Below are 16793 nucleotides of genomic sequence, written 5' to 3' on the forward strand. Positions count from 1 at the left end.
TCCTAAATGTGCAGTCAGTATCTTGGTCTCTCAATACAAATTTCTGTTCTGACATCAATAAAAGAAAAAAAGAAATCTTATTTAAAGATTGCTCGTCTACTCTTCATTATGGATTCCTTTTGTTGTAGTAATCATTTTTGTTAACCCATACTCTTGTCCCTGCAATTCTTGCTGCATCCTGCTTTCTGTAATTATCCATCCATTCTCGGTCCAACTCTGCAACTCCATATGGACCTTTGACACTGCACATCCTGTGCTCACTCCCATCCATATTGAGAATGCAAATACGAGATGTTGTCTTATCCATGTAGACTTTATCACCATGAGAGAACTTTGTCTCCCGTCCACAGGTATTGCAGTGGACCTTGCATCCTGTTACAAAGCATGTAGGACATATCTTATTCTTATAGAAATTGTCTAGTCTGTCCTGTAATTTTAAAGTGTTCTCATAGTGCTCTGCTGTCTTTTTAACTGATGCTGATAGTTTTCGTTTCTCAAGTTCTAACTCACGTCTTAACTCAGTGTATGTCTCAGGTTCAAAATCAGGGGAATCAGACCCCGCATGTGAAAGACTCATTTCTCTTTAAACAAACTCTTGATAAACTCTTTTCTACATTGAGGACAGTATGGTAATCTCAATGAGTATTTTGCACCACATTTTTTGCATCTTGTCAATCCTTCAATATATCTAACGTTAGGGTCTATTGGATGGTCCTTATCCCTTCTTTCTTTGAGTGCTGCAATCAACTTTTCCTTCTGTGGACAATCATGAATCTTGCCATTGTGGGTCTCACGCCATGTCTTGTTAACTGGGTCATAATCATCCAGTGTTGTTTTGCAACCTTCACACTCTATCATCCCACTTCAGTAATCCTTGGTGCAAACCCACACTCTTTGCATACAACTGTTATCTTGTATTCCACATGCTCACGGTTCTCATCAAGATACTTGTATCCTATTTTGATTTTCTCAGGTTCTAAACTTTCACCACATGAAGGACAACTAAAAATAATATCTGTCACTTCACACTCAACTCTGCATATGCAGCATCCAACTGGTCCAATGCTTTTGATAACTCTCGTATCTCTGCTATATCTTTTGACTTTCTCATTGCTTGAAGTATTAGATTCTTAGATTCAAGCAGGTGTTCTTTTATCTGATTGACATTCATTTCATTCAATCACCTAGTTTCTGTATCATAACCTCATCATCTATCTTGAACTGATAATTGCTTCCACCTGTAAAATTAAATTCAAAGTGATGAATCTTTCCATCTATCCTATAATCGAATTCTAGTTTCAATCTATTGAATACATCTCCTGTTCAATGCCTTCAACGTCTTGCCATTCCTTCTGCTCATCAGGTTGTCCATCTTCCACAGGATTATCATCACAGCAATCATCCTGCAAGTCTCCTCTTATCTTCTCCTCTTCTAAGTCCTTTACCATATGTGGTAAGAATGAAACAGGACTGCCGGGAAGATTTGGAAATAGTTGCAGACATAATGTATCACGGTATGAATCATCTTTCATTGCTGTAAGGACCATTTCTTTCTGCAATCGTATTGACATGTAGTGTCCTTTCTCTGGATGTTTCTTGTAGTATTCTGCTAATGCTAGGTCTGCATTCTCATCTTTGTTCCTCTGTCGTTTAGGTCCATGCCATTCACCATCAATATCTACATAATATTTGAACTTAATTTTCTCTCTTGTATCAGGATTGATAAACCATGTAAAACCGCAAACATCCCATTCATGATAAACTCCCTGTGGTCTACGCAACCATTCATTTTCTGAGTTTGAATCCTGATGATGCACTGCATAATCTCTTACAACTGGATTAAATTTCATTTCAAGCAGGAGACGTTTTACAAAGTCTCCCATCTTTTTATGTGTCATGCCTTCTCCTTTCCCCCTCATCCACACTTTGTTCACCATTCTCAAAGAGTTCAAAAAGTCTTGTTATTAAAGGTCTAGGGTCAGATAATGGAATGCTTTTGGGTTCAAAATAGTAATCATCAAGTATATCAAACAATTTTGAAAACATCTCTTGATTATTCACTTTTCACACCAATAGTATGTAGGATTTAAATCACAGTTACCGTATTTTGGGTCAACTGTCTTTGCTGTTTGCAGTTTTGCATACTGCTGTTCTGCAAATTCATAGATAACAATTCCAGTGATCACAAGTAATGCGGTTATTGCTACTCCTATGAGAATCTTATTCATATGCTAATCTTCCCCATTGCCTTTGCACGTTTTACTATCTTATGCCATGCCCACTGATAGTTACATATTTCATTAGGACATGTGACGTATACCCACTGCTTCTCTAGATGACCCTTGACTGCGATTCCACCTTCATGATCATACATGCTTATATCTTCTTCCCGTAGCAGTGTGCTGCAAAATCCACACTTCATATCAAGATTCAACACTTCAATGAACTCTTCATACTTGTCATAGTTTTCAGGTATCATTAGTATCCCTCTCCCTTGTCGTATGAACACCATTCACGATATCCTGAACCATTGTTCTTGCCTTCAAAGTGTGTGTATCTGTCTATGACTTTATCATACTCTGTAGTAACGAATGACATGGGATCATTATCTATTTTATTGTCATCCATGAACGCTTGCAAATGTTTTCTAAGTTCTCTTACAAGTGGAAATAAATCCATGCCAGTTTGTATGTGAATTTGCACTATGTAATCGGTATATTTCCCATGTGGTTTTCTATGTTTTAATAATTCCGGATTCTCTTTTCGTATCATTTCATACAAACCTTTTGCAACGGTTTCTGGTTTGTCACCCTGTTCTACGTCTATTACGTGGACCTTCATTATTCTATATCACCATCTGCTCTTGCATCATCTACGTGACCCTGAATATGCCAATTGATTTCCAAGTCTGGAATACCTTTCTTACATATAGGACACAATTCCATTAACCTTCCATCCCCTTGATATATTTCTTGAAGTAGTCAGAGTTACACGAATCAAGACTTGCCCATTTACAGAACTCCTGATAGAACATTACTGCATTATTGCAGATGTCACCGCTTGTCGTTGTTGTCCCGTTTGCTTTATCCGGGTCAAGATACAAATCATAATAACAACTTGAAACTGTCTGATCCATTAAATCAGACATTATACTAGCACTTCTCTCATCAAGTGTCGTGGTTACGGTATCAGCAGAAATCTTGTCTTTATTAAGTTGATTTGTAAAATTAAGATTACTGAAATACATACCGGTTGCAAATGAACTAACAACAATAAGTGATATGATGACGTTTGTCTCCCAATTCTTTTTTAATTCCTTTGTGTTGAAAATCTTGTTATCGTTTTTATTTTTGGTTCTCATTCTGATTCTGGAATCCCCCAATGATCTTTTGCAAACTTTTCTAGAAACGGTCTCATCTCTTTTGCAGGATTCATGTTTGACATGTTGTCATCAACCTCTCTCATCATCACATCAAACTTATCTCTGTCAACTGTCAATGTCCTCAATGCTTCATAGTATGCTAACTTTAATTTCGATACAACACTGTAACATGCAAGCATACCAAGCGGTCCCATTGCAAAATGCCTTGCAAGTATTGGTTCAAGTTCCTGAGTCAACAGAGTTTCAATAGCAATGTATTTAGTCTTATTGACATTTTTTATAATGTCATCAATACCTGTCATTTTTTAACTCCGTCTTGATGGACCGTGTTATAATGGTCTATGAATAACTCTATAGGTTCCATTACTCCCTTCCTATATACCGTATAGACTTTTGCTATCTCGTTACTCAAACGATAACAGGAATCACATCTTGGCATAAAATCAATTTCCATTTTCTTCTTCTGCTCTTCACCTATGTTTCTATGTCCAAATGCTTCACCTGTTATACAAAATTGGAAGGAGTGGATCTCCTGCAACCATTGTCTTAACTCCACATCACTTGCCGGTCCTTCCAACACTCTCTTACTCCACACAGGACACAATTCAGTAAATGTCTGATATGTCATTTTGTGTCTCTCACCACTAGAATGAATTCACCATTTGGTGCAAGTTCATGTTCAAACCATTTAAGATTGTGTTTTGCTGCTAACCTCTGAAAGTATTCCAGATGTATATTCCAGTTTGCTTCAGTCTTGTTATCTTGCCATGCTCCGTATAGTTGAACTGATAGTTTTACCTCATCAGGTGTTACAAAAATTCCTGTTGGAACTCGTCTGACTATATTTCCTAAATTTTTTTCTGACTTACTCATCGGAATCATTCTCCATGAAGTGTTTTCTTTCTCTCTCATGCTCAACCATCACTGCATCTGATTCTGCATCTGTGTTGTGAATCCTCTGTGGTTTCGTTTCTTCCCATTCAATATCCCAACTCATTTTCTTTTCCCATTCCATTTTGATACAAGTCTTTCAAGTCCCTGTTTGCTAAGTCTCCAAGAAGGAATGATTTCAAGTTGTTTTGCTTCGTCTTTGCCTATGTCACATGCGATATTTCTTCCACCATCTTCATTCTCTGTGAAATGTCCATGCACTACTTTCATGATAACAGATCCGATTTTGCTTGTATTTATGTGTGGCATGATATGTCCCATATGCTTGCAAACAGGACACTTCACCCTGAGTTTTTCACATGTGGAAACTCTACATCTTGGCAACCAAACAACAACTGTCTTATCTGTTGACTGTTTCATACTAGACTATCTGCTCCACTATCTGCTGTTGGTTGTGTTTCTGGTTGTTCATTCACAACTCCACTTGGTGTTATTGATTCGATTACCTTTTCTGCTTTTGATAGGAATTTATCAAAGTCATCTGGTTCTGCAACATATTGGACCAGTGCTATTTTATCTTCACTCAGATGAACCAATACTACCATTCCCACCATCTCAAGACCATTGCTAAAAAATAAATTTCCTTCAGTCTCAAATTTGGTAATAGCATATGGTGCAGTATGATTATTCACAATGTATTTGTCTGCTCCTGATTCATAGGTGTCACCATTATTGAACAGGTCTGCTGATAATGATTCAAGTGTGGTTGTATCCATTTCATCATTACCAAAGAATAAAAAGTCTGTTGGATCTCCTACTTGAAAATTCATTTGAACTGTGTTACCTGCATATGTGAGTCTTGCATTGAGGTCTGAGAACCTATTCATTTTTTCTGATTTCCAATTGTTTGGATATTGTGCTGTAAAATCGTCGGTTGTCAATGTCTTGGCATATACAGGTCCTATTACAACAGTAGCAACCAATACTGCTAATATAATAAATAAAATCTGTTTCATTGATTTCCTCTACCCTCAACTGTTTCGTATGGTTTTTCAATAACTTCCACTTTTGCCTTTGAATTCGTATCTACTTTGAACTTCTCAAGTATTGATAACAAATGATAAATCTTGGCATTCATAGTGATTTGCTTTCCTTCTATCACTTTCCTTCTGTCAAGTTTGTTTATCAACCTGATAGTTTCTGGTCTCAGTTTATAGTTTTTGCTATAACTCCGATAAACCTTCTTACCTTTCGGTATCTTAGATGATTTTATCATCCCAATAAGTTACCAAACGGTAACTTAAAAGGTTTTCAGTTACCGATTTTTTTCAGATGTGTCCTTGCAACGTCCTTCATAACTTGTGAATTTCTCATGAGTCGTCTCAGGGTTGCAGGTTCTTCTATATGAGAGACATATTTTGTGATCTCAAAGACATCCTTTGTGTCGAGTGCAGGTTTATATGATACGCTTTCGATAGATTCGTTTGACCTTTCGCACGGGTCTACTTCTTTTTTTTGTTGATTCTCCTTAATGCATTGCATTACATATTGTGAGAAGGAAATTCCCATTGTTGATGCGATTTCCCTTGCTCTTTTGACGATTTCCCTCTCATCCAGTGAGTATGAGAAGGAATCTGTTACACTTGTCATTCCTTTATAAAGAAGTTATTTATTTAATAACATTTCTAAAATATACTATGACATAAGAAGTAAATATTGTTAATAAATAAATAAATAAATAAATAACGTTATTTTAGGTCTTATGCAATCGTAGAAGTTCCAGTGGAAACAGAGGGGGGTTTAAGAAGAGGGAGGGGGTCAAATAGGCATGCGGTCCTGAACTCCACATCGAGTGCTCACTGAAGCACAGGATGCTGCTCATCAACAAAGATGACATGTCCACACTGAAAACATGCACCTTGGTCAAAGAGCAAAGGTTCACCGCATCGTTTGCAATGATAATCAATGCACTCAGCACACACAAAAGAGACTAGAAGATACTTCTATAAAAATACAATGGGGGAGATTCTTGAAAATTTTATGAGATTTCTCAATACACTACAGCACACGGTAGTCCCACGCTCCCCCTTGAGTGACACTCATTTCTGGACACCATGCATGATAAGAAGATGAACAATGAATCGTAGTTGTCATGTCACACCTGTGGTTAGACATATTCTATTTTATCTTTTTCTCTTGTCCCACATCTCAATATGAGATTGCAGTGAGGACACCACATTTCACCTGTCTTGATAATATTGTAAATCTCTTTTTCATTTATTGAAGTCATCTTATTTTTACAGTCGGGACAATCAAAAGAAAACGCAACTATCTTCTTACCTCTTAACCCAGAACTCATTTTATCTCAATCTATTCTCTCTATATTTACCGCAGTAATGGCATGCTTCCTCTTCATGATTACATGTATATCCTTCTGGTTGAACAAAATCACATGTGTTAAAAAATTTACACTTTTTCATTATGTTCTTTCCTTGCTTTGATTCTTTCTTCAACTTCTTTTAAACTCTCTAGGTTTTTCTTGAGTTTTTCTTGAAATTCAGCATCCTGTGATGCTGATATTTTCCTTTGTTCTGTAAGATGTTCAACACAGAATCCCTGATAATTGTCAGGGTCAGGACACATTTCTCTATAACAATTTCTTTTAGAACAATACATCTTATTCACCTGCATATCTCCCTCTGGTCCTTGGTCTGCGATAACGCTTCTTTCCTACTGCTGTCATTTCACTTTACTTCCTTGAGGTGGATGGACACAACATACCGAACACAAATCACATTTGCAGTTTTTATGAATTGGGACCGGTCCTATTTTCATACAGCAATTACAAAAGAATTTCATAGTTCCGGGTCCGGGTTATCTATGTCCGTATGATAATTGTTATCGAAATCTTCTGCATCTTCATAAATATATTCTAGCAATTCGTTTATTGTATGACTCTTTAGATGGTCCAATAGTTGTTGTCTGTCCATTGAATATACATGCACAGACTCAAAATTAGAATCACCAATCATTGCCATGCCAACACAAACAGGACATTTGAATCTGAGATTCATTTGATTAATCCTTGTTCCTTTGCTCTTTTCCTTCTTGCTTCACGCAATTGTCTGAGTAAATTATCAATCATATCAAGTTCACGTTCTAATTTTGCTTTGCGTTCTTCCAACCATTCATCAGGTTCCATTTCATATTCAATCATTTCCCTGATTCATCCTCTGGAATCTGTGACCTGTTTAACTCAGGACATGGAAATACTATGGTGATATCGGTATCATTGATATGTTTGATTTTTTCTCTAAAGAAATCATTGATATCACTGAAGCATTCTGTTTGCTGTCCATATGCTGAATGATTGAGATTCCATTCTCTTGCTCTTTGTAATAACTGATCCATTGTTCTCTCAATATCTATCTTATCACAATATCGTTGGAAATGTCTGAGACATAATCCCAAATCACTTTCGTTATCATCCCCATAAACAATCAACGGTATTACAACAAGTCCAATTATTATAATTGCTATAATAGAATAGAGTTTCCACATATTCATATTTTTTCCAAATCCTCTTGCATTAATTTTATAATAATTCCTGCAATGTCACCCAAGGCATCTTCTAATTCTTTAATTTCATGCAGGTTGCATTGTCTCAAATATTCTTCCCATTTAGCAGGGTCATCGAATATGTTTGGTGGTCTCATTTCCTTTTCCCACACTTCCTGCATTGTTCATAGTCCCAAGTTATTCTGTAAGTAAATTCATTTTTCCTGAATACAGGACTTTTCATTGCATAGGTTCTCAATCCCATTATGATCCAAACATGATGTCTATGAAATGGGTTAATCATTTACAATGGACCTCTCTTAGTTTTACACCTAGATGTTCATCACAAACCCATTCACTATACCACACAGTAGCATCTTTATCACAACGATTACATTTCATTTCTTTAGACTCTCCAAGTAATCCTGTTTTTTCTTGATTGCATCATTGAGACGTTGAGTCTCTTGGTCCAAATACTTTTCTGCTCTCTCTACAAACTGCTTACGCACTTCAATAGTATTATCAAACATTGTAATCATTTCTAAATTTCCTGCTCCTGTATCTTCTTGTTCAACTTTCTTTTTCCTTCTCACGTTATAATCTTACACTCAATCTTAACATCACACGGTTCACATATCATGAATGCACCTGATGACCACATCTTATGTCCACGTCCACACTTTACCCTTTTAAGGAACCTGTTATCAGAATATGCATTGTTCTGTGAATCAATGTAATAGAATCTCTCTGCTTGCTTATCCATCAAAACTCTAGTAGGTTTAATCATTTGTTGCTTAACACACTCCAATTGACCTGATCATCCAATTTTTCCATCCTGAGTGTCAGATTCAACATCTTTGAGAGTTTTCTTCTTTTGATATATATTGAATGAGCATTTCCATCAGGAGTAATGATTGCTATTTCAAAATCAGTTTTGAGTTTTCTGGTAGTCATTATATCACTCCACATGAGATTGCTTCCTCGTTTTGTATCAAATTCAACCCTGAATTGTCTTTCAATCATATGGCATACCTCTAATCATTCCCTCTAACCATTCAATATCTTCAAATGTTTCATGAGTATAGTGATCGTATGAATTTGGATTCTTTATCATAAATCTACAGAGTTGACCAATTGCTTCAAGACATTCATCAGTCAGTGACTCCTTTAGTTGTGCACTCAACTTTTCTTGTTCTTTAATCAATCTATTTCTTCAACCTCAACTCCAAACCTCTGAACAATATGCATCTTGTCATTGTCCTTAATCAATTCCTCAAGATACATCTTTGTATCAGGTTCATCAGGACCGTTTGCATATCCTTCTATCTTGAATTTGATGTTCATTTCAATTCTTCCCTGCTGACAATTACAACCTTTACCTCATCATCTCTGAGTCCTGAAAAGAAGTGCATCTTCCAATAAAGTGTGTCTCCCCCTTTCAAATCCAGATAATCCATGATTCCCTGTGGAATAGTGACTCTGTGACTCATGTTACTTGTCTTTCCTATCTTACTTCTTAACGCCATTAAAAGTAACTTTAAATGCCAGTGATATATAAAACATGCTGTGAATACATGGAAAACTACCAATATTGCAAATTCAGGGACATGTGATAAAGAGACGTGTTTAGACTGTGGACATGAACGTAAATGGCATTGGGAAGCAATGGACCATTCCTTTATCTGTGTTACAAAGACACTTTCAAACGAAATATGTAAATGCAGGAACTTTCGTTAATAGTCAGGGATAGCATGCCCTGCGGTCTACGCAGTTGCTACTCTTGTGCAACCGGGGGTCTTGATTCAAGGTGCTCTCGGAATGCATACTTGTTTGAAAACATCCATTCCCCGTAGAAATACGGGGGTGTTTAAAATTAGTCCCCCCATTAGTAAAACGTGCTTAACTATTTCCAAAATCTGATAAAGCGGGGTAAAAGGTTGACGAGAAGATTTTATTACTTTGTTACTGTATAAGAAATCGTTCACTCGTAAAAGACATAATAACCATAAAAACTAATTTACACTTACAATGAAAAACAAACTAGCAAAACAAAAGGTCCTTACAAGGGACCTAATCAAATACTCAGAGCAAATGAGCATAGACCCAATCCCACGAATCACATTCAACCCAAAGGAATGGGACTTGCTTGTGAAGAATAAACGCAAGACAAAGAGAAATAGATGGTTAGGTTGCTCATCACGCAAAGACAATGTGATTCTAGTGAACCTAGAATTCAATGGACCGGTCCATAGCAAAGTCTACAAGGGAACTAAGAATAATCGCTATTATGAAATAATCAAAGTCCCTTGGGGATTAGGACAAGCAAGACAAACACTGGTCCATGAACTTGTGCATATCAAATGGAAGATGAGTCATGGGTATGCATTTGCCAAGAGGATTGATGAAATACTTAGAGGAAAACGCTTCTAAGTAAAAAACTACCGGGTGTTTTAAATGCACGGGGGGTAAAAAAACCCCGGTGTTTTAATTGCACGGGGGGGTCTACGAGCATGCCTTTCCCAAATTCGGAATTTTTTGCCGGCAAACCGACAACTTTTTAGGTAACTTTTACGTAACTACTGGGGTCAAGGATGGGAGCAATTGGTTGTTTCTTGTCGAATATTTACCAATCGTGATGGTGGGTGTTCCCACTCTTGGCAAACTCTGTTACCAGAAAGAGTTTAGCACAAACCCACCATCACAAACCATTCAATTTATCAAGACTTTCTGACTATATTCACTACATAGCAAAGATTTATTTACTTTATTATATCATCAATAATCGAAATCCTAAATGTCAATGAAGATTGGCAGGACCCTAGGACTGATGTGTGGTCACTCGACTCCAAAGGAATATTTTGACGTTGAACCAAGCAAATCCCATCTCGATTCTATGAATCTCAATGTTGGTTGCATAGAAATGTTAGATTCTCTAGAACTCTATTGTAAGCAGTGCAACGATTGCTTCAAGGCAAAGCGAGTCAACATATTCGTTGTAGAGAGAGAACCACGGTTAATCCCATAGGTCTAAACTAATACAGTTCAGTAGTCCGTAAATATTATGTTGACGTATTTTGATCACTTCTCAACGCCTAACACACACAGGTAGAGGTGCATGCTGGCATGTGCACGCCCACACACACGCAAGCACACAAACGCATGCACACTCATCTGCACTACTGAAGGAGCGTGCAAGTCCGTGCCCGCTGGCGTGAGACAACCTCTGCTGAGGATCAGTGTGCTGAATTCTTTGCTGAGGCATTCTCTGCTGATGCCTCTCTGCTGAGCAGTCTGAGAAAAACCAAAAAAACGTTACCAACTTGGGTATTGTTACCAATTAGGGACCAAACTATATAATGTTACTAATTTGAGTATACTTATATTTGGTAACATTATTTTTAATTTACCTTAATTAGTAACACTATTATTCTAATATTTAGATTTTCTAATTTCTAGAATTTTACTTAGACAAAAAACAGTAAAAAACAAAGAAATAAAGATTCTTTTATATACTGTGCTCCCGTAATTCTTTTGAATTAAAATGTAATTTTAAAAATCTGTTATCTGCTTGATTAGGTTGGTTATGTCCAATCAAGAGCGGTTAAAAATCATAATCCGCTTAACTGTAAGCGTAAAAACTGAAAAATAGAAATTCGATTCTGTTTATCTGAAAAGCATTTAATGCGAGTCGATGCGAGACATTGACCACTTAAGCAGAATTCATAAAAGTAGATTTTTCAGGTGATAAAAAGATAATGACAAGATTTTAAAATTAATTAGTCGTAAGCATTAACTGAAGAGATTTTAATTAAATCGAAACTTGAATAATTTTTTTGTTCAAGTCTTAATGTTCGACAAGAACAATATAGCGATGTTAGATCAAACATCATTAAAAAATGATCCATTAAATAAACTGGAATATTTAGAATACAGTTTTTTAATCGGAAAAACGACAAAGAGACAATTTTTAAACAATGTCTCAAGAACGATAAGGAGATTGGTATAACTTGAATAAATTTATACCATTGAACAAACAAGAACGGGAATTTAGTTTTATTATAAATTCCATAATGAAACAAGGAGATAATGAATAATGCAACAAGAACAATTAAGACAAATTGAAGATCGGATCGTGAATACTCTAAGTTATTCTGTTTTTTATGATAACTTAGAAAAAACTGAATACTTTGTTAATTCAGAAAATAAAGAATCATTGATATTGACTTTTAGTTTTGTGACTACATCAATGATTAACGACATAAATACAGAATTAGGATCGGATATTCATGCATTCTTTCCCTTGGATAATGCAATTAAGGTTTATGTCCATCTTGAAAAGGTGCAACTAGATTGAATCAAGAAATCGAAAAAACCAAAGATGTATCACTTTGGATAAATGGATCCGTAGAAATAGAAATCGAAAAAATAGATATTGATTGGTATCAATGTCAATTATTCGATCATGTAGCAAATCGGTGTTTTGTGTGGCATAAACAACAGATTGAATCTATGATATTGTCAGGATTTAATCAGGTGATTGATTAATGAATAATTTTTATTTGTTAATCTTTCTTACTGCATTCTTTGCATCAATGACAATACTTACAACAATCCAAATCGTAAAGGGTCAAAATCTAGAATCGTTAGATTTAGAATGTAGAACAAATTATCATGCATACTGCTTTGGTGATAAATGGCAAAAAATAGTCGAAGAGTCCCAAGAAGAGACCGGACAACAATTAACGGATCCACATATGCAAAAAGAAAAATCAGATATCTATGAGGATCAAAGTTTTATGTGTAAGCATAAAAATCATATTGGAAATAGCACCGATCACGAAATTGTTTGTATAATTATTGATGATGATGATTATATGAATAAACAAAACTTAGACAATATCATGAATCAATTCAAAAACGATTTAGATACATTTAGCATTGATGATATTATGGGAGAGATGAAATAATGACAAGTAATAAAATTGATGAATGCATAAAATACGCTAGAGAATTTGAAATAATTCCCAAGGATTTTATTATTTCAAATAATGCATATAGCATATTAGTAAAAAGATTTCCTAATTTGGATATCGAAGAGACCGGAGATATAATAAAAGAAGTTTTTGGATTTCTTGCAGGTTATAGAATGGGGTTGAGTGAAAAATGACAAAGAACAATAACGACATAAAAAGCGTTTATGATCCAAAACTACAATATAATAAAAGGTTAGAGTCAGCAAAAAAAATGTTTGATAAAATGGACAAAGATACCGTTTTTGCAGATAAGAAATCGACATTTTTTGCAGTTAAAGCATCAAAAGATAATGGATATTATAGCATAAAACAAAATAATGATAATTGGTTATGCAATTGTTTTGATTATGTCCATTATATCGAGTTAAACCCTAAACATGAATGTAAACACATAATTTTTATCAAGTTGTTAGTTGACAAAAAACAAAAAATTCCATTAAAGGATTTAACCCCTTTACTAGATAAGGAGATAAACGAAAAATGACAGATAAATATTATGTGTCAATGACCGATAAATTTATGAGCGGTTGGGGAATGGCAAAAGACAAAGTAAACAAGTTAGTTATAGAATGCTCAAATTATGATGAAGCGTTAATCGTTGAGCAGAATGCAAGAAATAGATCAGAGATGAAAAACGTTAACATATGCATGAATAAACCATATTATAATCAAAATCAATATTATGTAAGTTGGCATAATAAACAAGATTATTCTAGTTGGTTTGAAAAGGGATATTTCAAAAGGGATGATCGATAATGCAAGAACAAATTATTAAGGCAATACCTAGGGCGGTCACGGTTAAGAATGCAAGATTATTCTTTGATAATAAACGTCAAGCATTTAGATTAATTCACTATAATGATGAAATCTTAACCGTTAAAGTAATTGAACCCATAACCGGATCCGGTCAAACAGATTTAGAAATAATAAACGTTTTTCCGGTAAGTGAATCTAGCAAATCAGCAATTTATCAAGCATTAAGTTATTTAGGAATTAAAGAATACTTAAGTGATATATGCGATAAATTGGACATTGATGATCGTAAATTATCATATGACTTTTGGGGTTTTGATGCATTCCATAAATCAATGCATTATGATCCTAATCGTAGATCAACTTTTGAACGGGGACCATATGAAAAAAGAAATAAAAGCGATTGGTTAAGCATTCAAGAAGATTTAATAAATCAAGATTTTCCTGAACCTAGGGCAAATATGAAATATTACTTAATTGATGGATGGAACGGGAATGATACCGAATTTAGGAAAGTGATAAAATCATCAACTTATGAAGCGGTAGATCATGAAGTAATAAAAATAATGCATTCATACGGATTTAGGAAATTTGAACCCTTGGGATCGGATCCTGATGGATATATTCGATATAATAAATACGGTGATACTCAATTATCAATAACAATCGAAGAATTAGAATTTAAAAATGATGATGATAAACAAGATACCTTAAAACATTACAATACAATTTGGAACGGGACTTATAGCGTAGAATTTAAAGAAAAATATCTTGAAAATATGCAACCTCATCATAATGAAGTTGTCAATATGGGAGATAAGCAATTTAATGCAACCGTATATTTAATGAAACAATCAGATATTTCTAAATGTCCTCAATATATCTTAACACCAGAACATTATCGAAATAATGGATCCTGCAAGTGTGATGATCCAAATGATCCAAATATGAAGGAATGGGGTTATACTTGGGATCCTAAATCAAAAAGATGGATCGGATCGGAGGATGAATAAATAAAATTGGTATATTGTGACTTAAAGAAAATATACAAAAAACCCTATATTCACGCTATAAAATTAGTTCACGAAATAGATCAATATCCTGATATCTCATATTTACAACAAAGTTATGATGATGTTAAGGATCCAATTGAGAGACAAAAATATTTGGATCAGGATAAGCAAAGATTGAATGATGCAAATAACGGTTATTGGTGGATGATTGGCGTTTATGCTCAAACAGAAATTTTAGTTCCTATTGATGGGACTAATTCCTGCCAATTGATACCGTTAAAATCTGGTGGATTGTGGGGTATTGAGTCAGATAGCGGATCCGATTATATCCAAGATATAGAAAAGCAGGAAATAGATCAATTAAAAGACTTATGCAAAAAACTACATGTTAGAATACCAAAAGACATAATGATTATAGGAGCAGATTAAATAAAAATGGAATTAGAAAAATTAAAACTAGAATTCTATGAGGATAAGGAAAAAATGACAAGGGATCAATTATATGATTTAATAAATCAGTTATGGACGTCAGAAGATAAATTATATAATTTATTGGATGAATTAAGAGACCAACATGATCGGGAAATAGATAAACGGAATTATAGGGATGATTTAGATTGATAAATGAACAATACTTAGAAAAATTCTGTATTGATAAAATAAACAAAATAGGAAAAAAATTAAGGGTTAATCCTCAAGATGCATTATTAAATGGTCAATTTGATATATTAAATCAAGTTTTATCAATAATAGCAAAAGAACAATCTTGGGAAAATAAACAGGAAATTTGTGATAATGGACATAAGGCAATAAATAAAGATGAAAATAGATCGTTTAAGGTTCTTGAGTATGATCCAAGGTTTGATAATGGGAGTTAAAGAAATTGATTAAAATAAAATTAAACAAAAATGATATTAATGCAATATCTAATTTTTTCGGGGAATGGATCATCGATAATGAAAGTTATGATTTCGATGAAGATATAGAACTAAAAAAAGCATTAATCAAATTAGGGGTTTTAGATTCAGATGATTAATTATTTATTACCAATAGATCAACCCTTGGAAGAGAGAAAAAATAAACCTTATCCAATTTATAAAAAAACAAAAAATACAGAACAACAAACAGAAATAATTAACGACAATAATAATAAGGATCCTAAAAAAATAAAAATTGATTGGAATAAAATTATCGGTTATGAAAAAATTAAAAAAACAATCACCAAGGCATTAATGAATAAAAACGATAAAAAAATTCATGTTTTAGTTGTCGGTGCAGCAGGAACATCTAAAACAATATTTTTAAAAGTTATCGAAGAGAATTTAAAAAATCAAGGTTATAATGTTCATTATCTTGATGCAACTACTTTGACCTCAAGCGGTGTAATTGAATATATGTTTAATCATGATATTGATTATTTGCTGCTTGATGAATTAGATAAGTTGTTAAAAGAACATCAGGCAACTTTTTTAAATCTCTTAGAATCTGGAATATTACAAGAAACAAAATTTAAAAGAATTAGAAAAAAAGACATGTCTAGCACTATAGCAATATGTACAGGCAACTATATTGATAAAATTATGGAACCGTTAAAAACTAGATTTTTAGTGTTGAATATTCCGAAATATACAAAACAAGAATTTTATGAGATATCCCAAAAACTCTTAATGTCTCAATATGGAAAAAATAAAGAAATTGCCTATTATATCACGGATCAAATATGGAAAATATTCACAGAAAAAAGACAAGAGGATCCAAATATGCGTCAAGCGGTGCAAGTTGCATGTTTATCAGAAAATAATAAAGAATCTGTGGATCCAATATTACAGACACTAGAACAATATTCATTAAAATTCGAGTGATAATAAAATGGATGAAAATAATTTTCCTGATGAATCTTATGTTTATTTTAATTGTAAAGAATGCAATGCTTTATTTTCTACGACTCATTATTTCGCAGATATTGAAAATTTTATTTGTGATGATTGTTTAGATAAGGAATAAATTAAAAATGGTTAAATTCGATATTGATTTGAATTTATGGATCCAAGTGATTAACAGAAAAAATAAAACTTATTCTATAGATCAAATAGAGAAATTTATAGCAATTGCATTAAATAACGAATTAGCAAAAAAACATAATTTAGATTATAATTATACACT

Annotated in this window: 33 protein-coding genes; 11 read left to right on the forward strand and 22 right to left on the reverse strand. The window is 34.0% G+C overall.

Translation table 11 applies throughout. The annotated features are described in order from the left end of the window. Window positions 1–106: 106 nt before the first annotated feature. The 22 genes from VJ369_RS12775 to VJ369_RS12880 all read right to left on the reverse strand — a co-directional run bounded on the left by VJ369_RS12775 (window position 107) and on the right by VJ369_RS12880 (window position 9175). Window positions 107–577, reverse strand: a complete 471-nt coding sequence (locus tag VJ369_RS12775) for a hypothetical protein (protein WP_324092451.1) — start codon at window positions 575–577, stop codon at window positions 107–109. Between the two features lie 441 nt (window positions 578–1018). Next, the gene (locus VJ369_RS12780) at window positions 1019–1171 is read right to left on the reverse strand and encodes a hypothetical protein (protein WP_324092452.1); all 153 of its coding nucleotides are present in this window, start codon (window positions 1169–1171) and stop codon (window positions 1019–1021) included. 127 nt (window positions 1172–1298) lie between these two features. Further along, window positions 1299–1898 carry a hypothetical protein gene (locus tag VJ369_RS12785; RefSeq protein ID WP_324092453.1) on the reverse strand — a complete coding sequence of 200 codons (600 nt, stop codon included), beginning with the start codon at window positions 1896–1898 and terminating at the stop codon, window positions 1299–1301. Then, window positions 1888–2061, reverse strand: coding sequence for a hypothetical protein (locus VJ369_RS12790; protein ID WP_324092454.1), 174 nt, complete (start codon window positions 2059–2061; stop codon window positions 1888–1890). Before VJ369_RS12790 ends, VJ369_RS12785 begins: the two co-directional genes overlap by 11 nt. Further along, entirely contained in the window at window positions 2058–2228 is a 171-nt protein-coding gene (locus VJ369_RS12795; protein ID WP_324092455.1) for a hypothetical protein, read from the reverse strand. Before VJ369_RS12795 ends, VJ369_RS12790 begins: the two co-directional genes overlap by 4 nt. A gap of 250 nt (window positions 2229–2478) precedes the next feature. Beyond that, window positions 2479–2841 (reverse strand): hypothetical protein, encoded by a 363-nt coding sequence (locus tag VJ369_RS12800; protein ID WP_324092456.1) that lies wholly within the window; start codon window positions 2839–2841, stop codon window positions 2479–2481. 103 nt (window positions 2842–2944) lie between these two features. After that, window positions 2945–3361, reverse strand: coding sequence for a hypothetical protein (locus VJ369_RS12805; protein ID WP_324092457.1), 417 nt, complete (start codon window positions 3359–3361; stop codon window positions 2945–2947). Beyond that, window positions 3358–3684, reverse strand: a complete 327-nt coding sequence (locus VJ369_RS12810; protein WP_324092458.1) for a hypothetical protein — start codon at window positions 3682–3684, stop codon at window positions 3358–3360. Before VJ369_RS12810 ends, VJ369_RS12805 begins: the two co-directional genes overlap by 4 nt. After that, window positions 3681–4010 (reverse strand): hypothetical protein, encoded by a 330-nt coding sequence (locus VJ369_RS12815; protein ID WP_324092459.1) that lies wholly within the window; start codon window positions 4008–4010, stop codon window positions 3681–3683. Before VJ369_RS12815 ends, VJ369_RS12810 begins: the two co-directional genes overlap by 4 nt. Then, complete coding sequence (locus tag VJ369_RS12820; RefSeq protein ID WP_324092460.1) at window positions 4007–4255, reverse strand: hypothetical protein; 249 nt, start codon at window positions 4253–4255, stop codon at window positions 4007–4009. The genes VJ369_RS12815 and VJ369_RS12820 overlap by 4 nt, the downstream gene beginning before the upstream one ends. After that, entirely contained in the window at window positions 4248–4379 is a 132-nt protein-coding gene (locus tag VJ369_RS12825) for a hypothetical protein (RefSeq protein ID WP_324092461.1), read from the reverse strand. The genes VJ369_RS12820 and VJ369_RS12825 overlap by 8 nt, the downstream gene beginning before the upstream one ends. Then, the gene (locus VJ369_RS12830; RefSeq protein ID WP_324092462.1) at window positions 4376–4693 is read right to left on the reverse strand and encodes a hypothetical protein; all 318 of its coding nucleotides are present in this window, start codon (window positions 4691–4693) and stop codon (window positions 4376–4378) included. The genes VJ369_RS12825 and VJ369_RS12830 overlap by 4 nt, the downstream gene beginning before the upstream one ends. After that, entirely contained in the window at window positions 4690–5289 is a 600-nt protein-coding gene (locus VJ369_RS12835; RefSeq protein ID WP_324092463.1) for a hypothetical protein, read from the reverse strand. The genes VJ369_RS12830 and VJ369_RS12835 overlap by 4 nt, the downstream gene beginning before the upstream one ends. Further along, window positions 5286–5411, reverse strand: coding sequence for a hypothetical protein (locus VJ369_RS12840; RefSeq protein WP_324092464.1), 126 nt, complete (start codon window positions 5409–5411; stop codon window positions 5286–5288). The genes VJ369_RS12835 and VJ369_RS12840 overlap by 4 nt, the downstream gene beginning before the upstream one ends. A gap of 173 nt (window positions 5412–5584) precedes the next feature. Continuing rightward, window positions 5585–5923, reverse strand: a complete 339-nt coding sequence (locus VJ369_RS12845) for a hypothetical protein (protein WP_324092465.1) — start codon at window positions 5921–5923, stop codon at window positions 5585–5587. An 816-nt stretch (window positions 5924–6739) separates the two neighbouring features. Beyond that, window positions 6740–6958, reverse strand: coding sequence for a hypothetical protein (locus VJ369_RS12850; RefSeq protein ID WP_324092466.1), 219 nt, complete (start codon window positions 6956–6958; stop codon window positions 6740–6742). Window positions 6959–7343: 385 nt separating this feature from the next. After that, entirely contained in the window at window positions 7344–7490 is a 147-nt protein-coding gene (locus VJ369_RS12855) for a hypothetical protein (RefSeq protein WP_324092467.1), read from the reverse strand. Then, a complete protein-coding gene (locus tag VJ369_RS12860; RefSeq protein ID WP_324092468.1) occupies window positions 7487–7840 on the reverse strand; it encodes a hypothetical protein in 354 nt (117 codons plus the stop codon). The genes VJ369_RS12855 and VJ369_RS12860 overlap by 4 nt, the downstream gene beginning before the upstream one ends. Further along, the gene (locus VJ369_RS12865; RefSeq protein WP_324092469.1) at window positions 7837–7989 is read right to left on the reverse strand and encodes a hypothetical protein; all 153 of its coding nucleotides are present in this window, start codon (window positions 7987–7989) and stop codon (window positions 7837–7839) included. The genes VJ369_RS12860 and VJ369_RS12865 overlap by 4 nt, the downstream gene beginning before the upstream one ends. A gap of 240 nt (window positions 7990–8229) precedes the next feature. Then, window positions 8230–8424 (reverse strand): hypothetical protein, encoded by a 195-nt coding sequence (locus VJ369_RS12870; RefSeq protein ID WP_324092470.1) that lies wholly within the window; start codon window positions 8422–8424, stop codon window positions 8230–8232. 422 nt (window positions 8425–8846) lie between these two features. Next, a complete protein-coding gene (locus VJ369_RS12875) occupies window positions 8847–9035 on the reverse strand; it encodes a hypothetical protein (protein WP_324092471.1) in 189 nt (62 codons plus the stop codon). After that, on the reverse strand, window positions 9032–9175 hold the full coding sequence (locus VJ369_RS12880) for a hypothetical protein (RefSeq protein WP_324092472.1): 144 nt from the start codon (window positions 9173–9175) through the stop codon (window positions 9032–9034). Before VJ369_RS12880 ends, VJ369_RS12875 begins: the two co-directional genes overlap by 4 nt. A gap of 2749 nt (window positions 9176–11924) precedes the next feature. On the opposite strand from VJ369_RS12880, the gene VJ369_RS12885 reads away from it, so the two are divergent. From VJ369_RS12885 to VJ369_RS12935, 11 genes are all read left to right on the forward strand, one after another. Beyond that, entirely contained in the window at window positions 11925–12185 is a 261-nt protein-coding gene (locus VJ369_RS12885) for a hypothetical protein (protein ID WP_324092473.1), read from the forward strand. Beyond that, entirely contained in the window at window positions 12182–12376 is a 195-nt protein-coding gene (locus tag VJ369_RS12890; RefSeq protein ID WP_324092474.1) for a hypothetical protein, read from the forward strand. Before VJ369_RS12885 ends, VJ369_RS12890 begins: the two co-directional genes overlap by 4 nt. Continuing rightward, complete coding sequence (locus tag VJ369_RS12895; RefSeq protein WP_324092475.1) at window positions 12376–12798, forward strand: hypothetical protein; 423 nt, start codon at window positions 12376–12378, stop codon at window positions 12796–12798. Before VJ369_RS12890 ends, VJ369_RS12895 begins: the two co-directional genes overlap by 1 nt. Continuing rightward, the gene (locus VJ369_RS12900; RefSeq protein ID WP_324092476.1) at window positions 12798–12998 is read left to right on the forward strand and encodes a hypothetical protein; all 201 of its coding nucleotides are present in this window, start codon (window positions 12798–12800) and stop codon (window positions 12996–12998) included. The genes VJ369_RS12895 and VJ369_RS12900 overlap by 1 nt, the downstream gene beginning before the upstream one ends. Continuing rightward, a complete protein-coding gene (locus VJ369_RS12905; protein WP_324092477.1) occupies window positions 12995–13348 on the forward strand; it encodes a hypothetical protein in 354 nt (117 codons plus the stop codon). Before VJ369_RS12900 ends, VJ369_RS12905 begins: the two co-directional genes overlap by 4 nt. Then, on the forward strand, window positions 13345–13620 hold the full coding sequence (locus VJ369_RS12910; protein ID WP_324092478.1) for a hypothetical protein: 276 nt from the start codon (window positions 13345–13347) through the stop codon (window positions 13618–13620). Before VJ369_RS12905 ends, VJ369_RS12910 begins: the two co-directional genes overlap by 4 nt. After that, window positions 13620–14630: a hypothetical protein gene (locus VJ369_RS12915; RefSeq protein ID WP_324092479.1), complete on the forward strand. Its 1011-nt coding sequence runs from the start codon at window positions 13620–13622 to the stop codon at window positions 14628–14630. Before VJ369_RS12910 ends, VJ369_RS12915 begins: the two co-directional genes overlap by 1 nt. A 6-nt stretch (window positions 14631–14636) precedes the next feature. Further along, a complete protein-coding gene (locus VJ369_RS12920) occupies window positions 14637–15059 on the forward strand; it encodes a hypothetical protein (RefSeq protein WP_324092480.1) in 423 nt (140 codons plus the stop codon). 6 nt (window positions 15060–15065) lie between these two features. Then, the gene (locus VJ369_RS12925; protein WP_324092481.1) at window positions 15066–15251 is read left to right on the forward strand and encodes a hypothetical protein; all 186 of its coding nucleotides are present in this window, start codon (window positions 15066–15068) and stop codon (window positions 15249–15251) included. Next, the gene (locus VJ369_RS12930; protein ID WP_324092482.1) at window positions 15248–15508 is read left to right on the forward strand and encodes a hypothetical protein; all 261 of its coding nucleotides are present in this window, start codon (window positions 15248–15250) and stop codon (window positions 15506–15508) included. Before VJ369_RS12925 ends, VJ369_RS12930 begins: the two co-directional genes overlap by 4 nt. Before the next feature lie 150 nt (window positions 15509–15658). Continuing rightward, window positions 15659–16492, forward strand: a complete 834-nt coding sequence (locus tag VJ369_RS12935; protein ID WP_324092483.1) for an AAA family ATPase — start codon at window positions 15659–15661, stop codon at window positions 16490–16492. Window positions 16493–16793 lie beyond the last annotated feature (301 nt).

This window comes from Glutamicibacter sp. (genome assembly GCF_035257265.1).
GTDB lineage: Bacteria > Actinomycetota > Actinomycetes > Actinomycetales > Micrococcaceae > Glutamicibacter.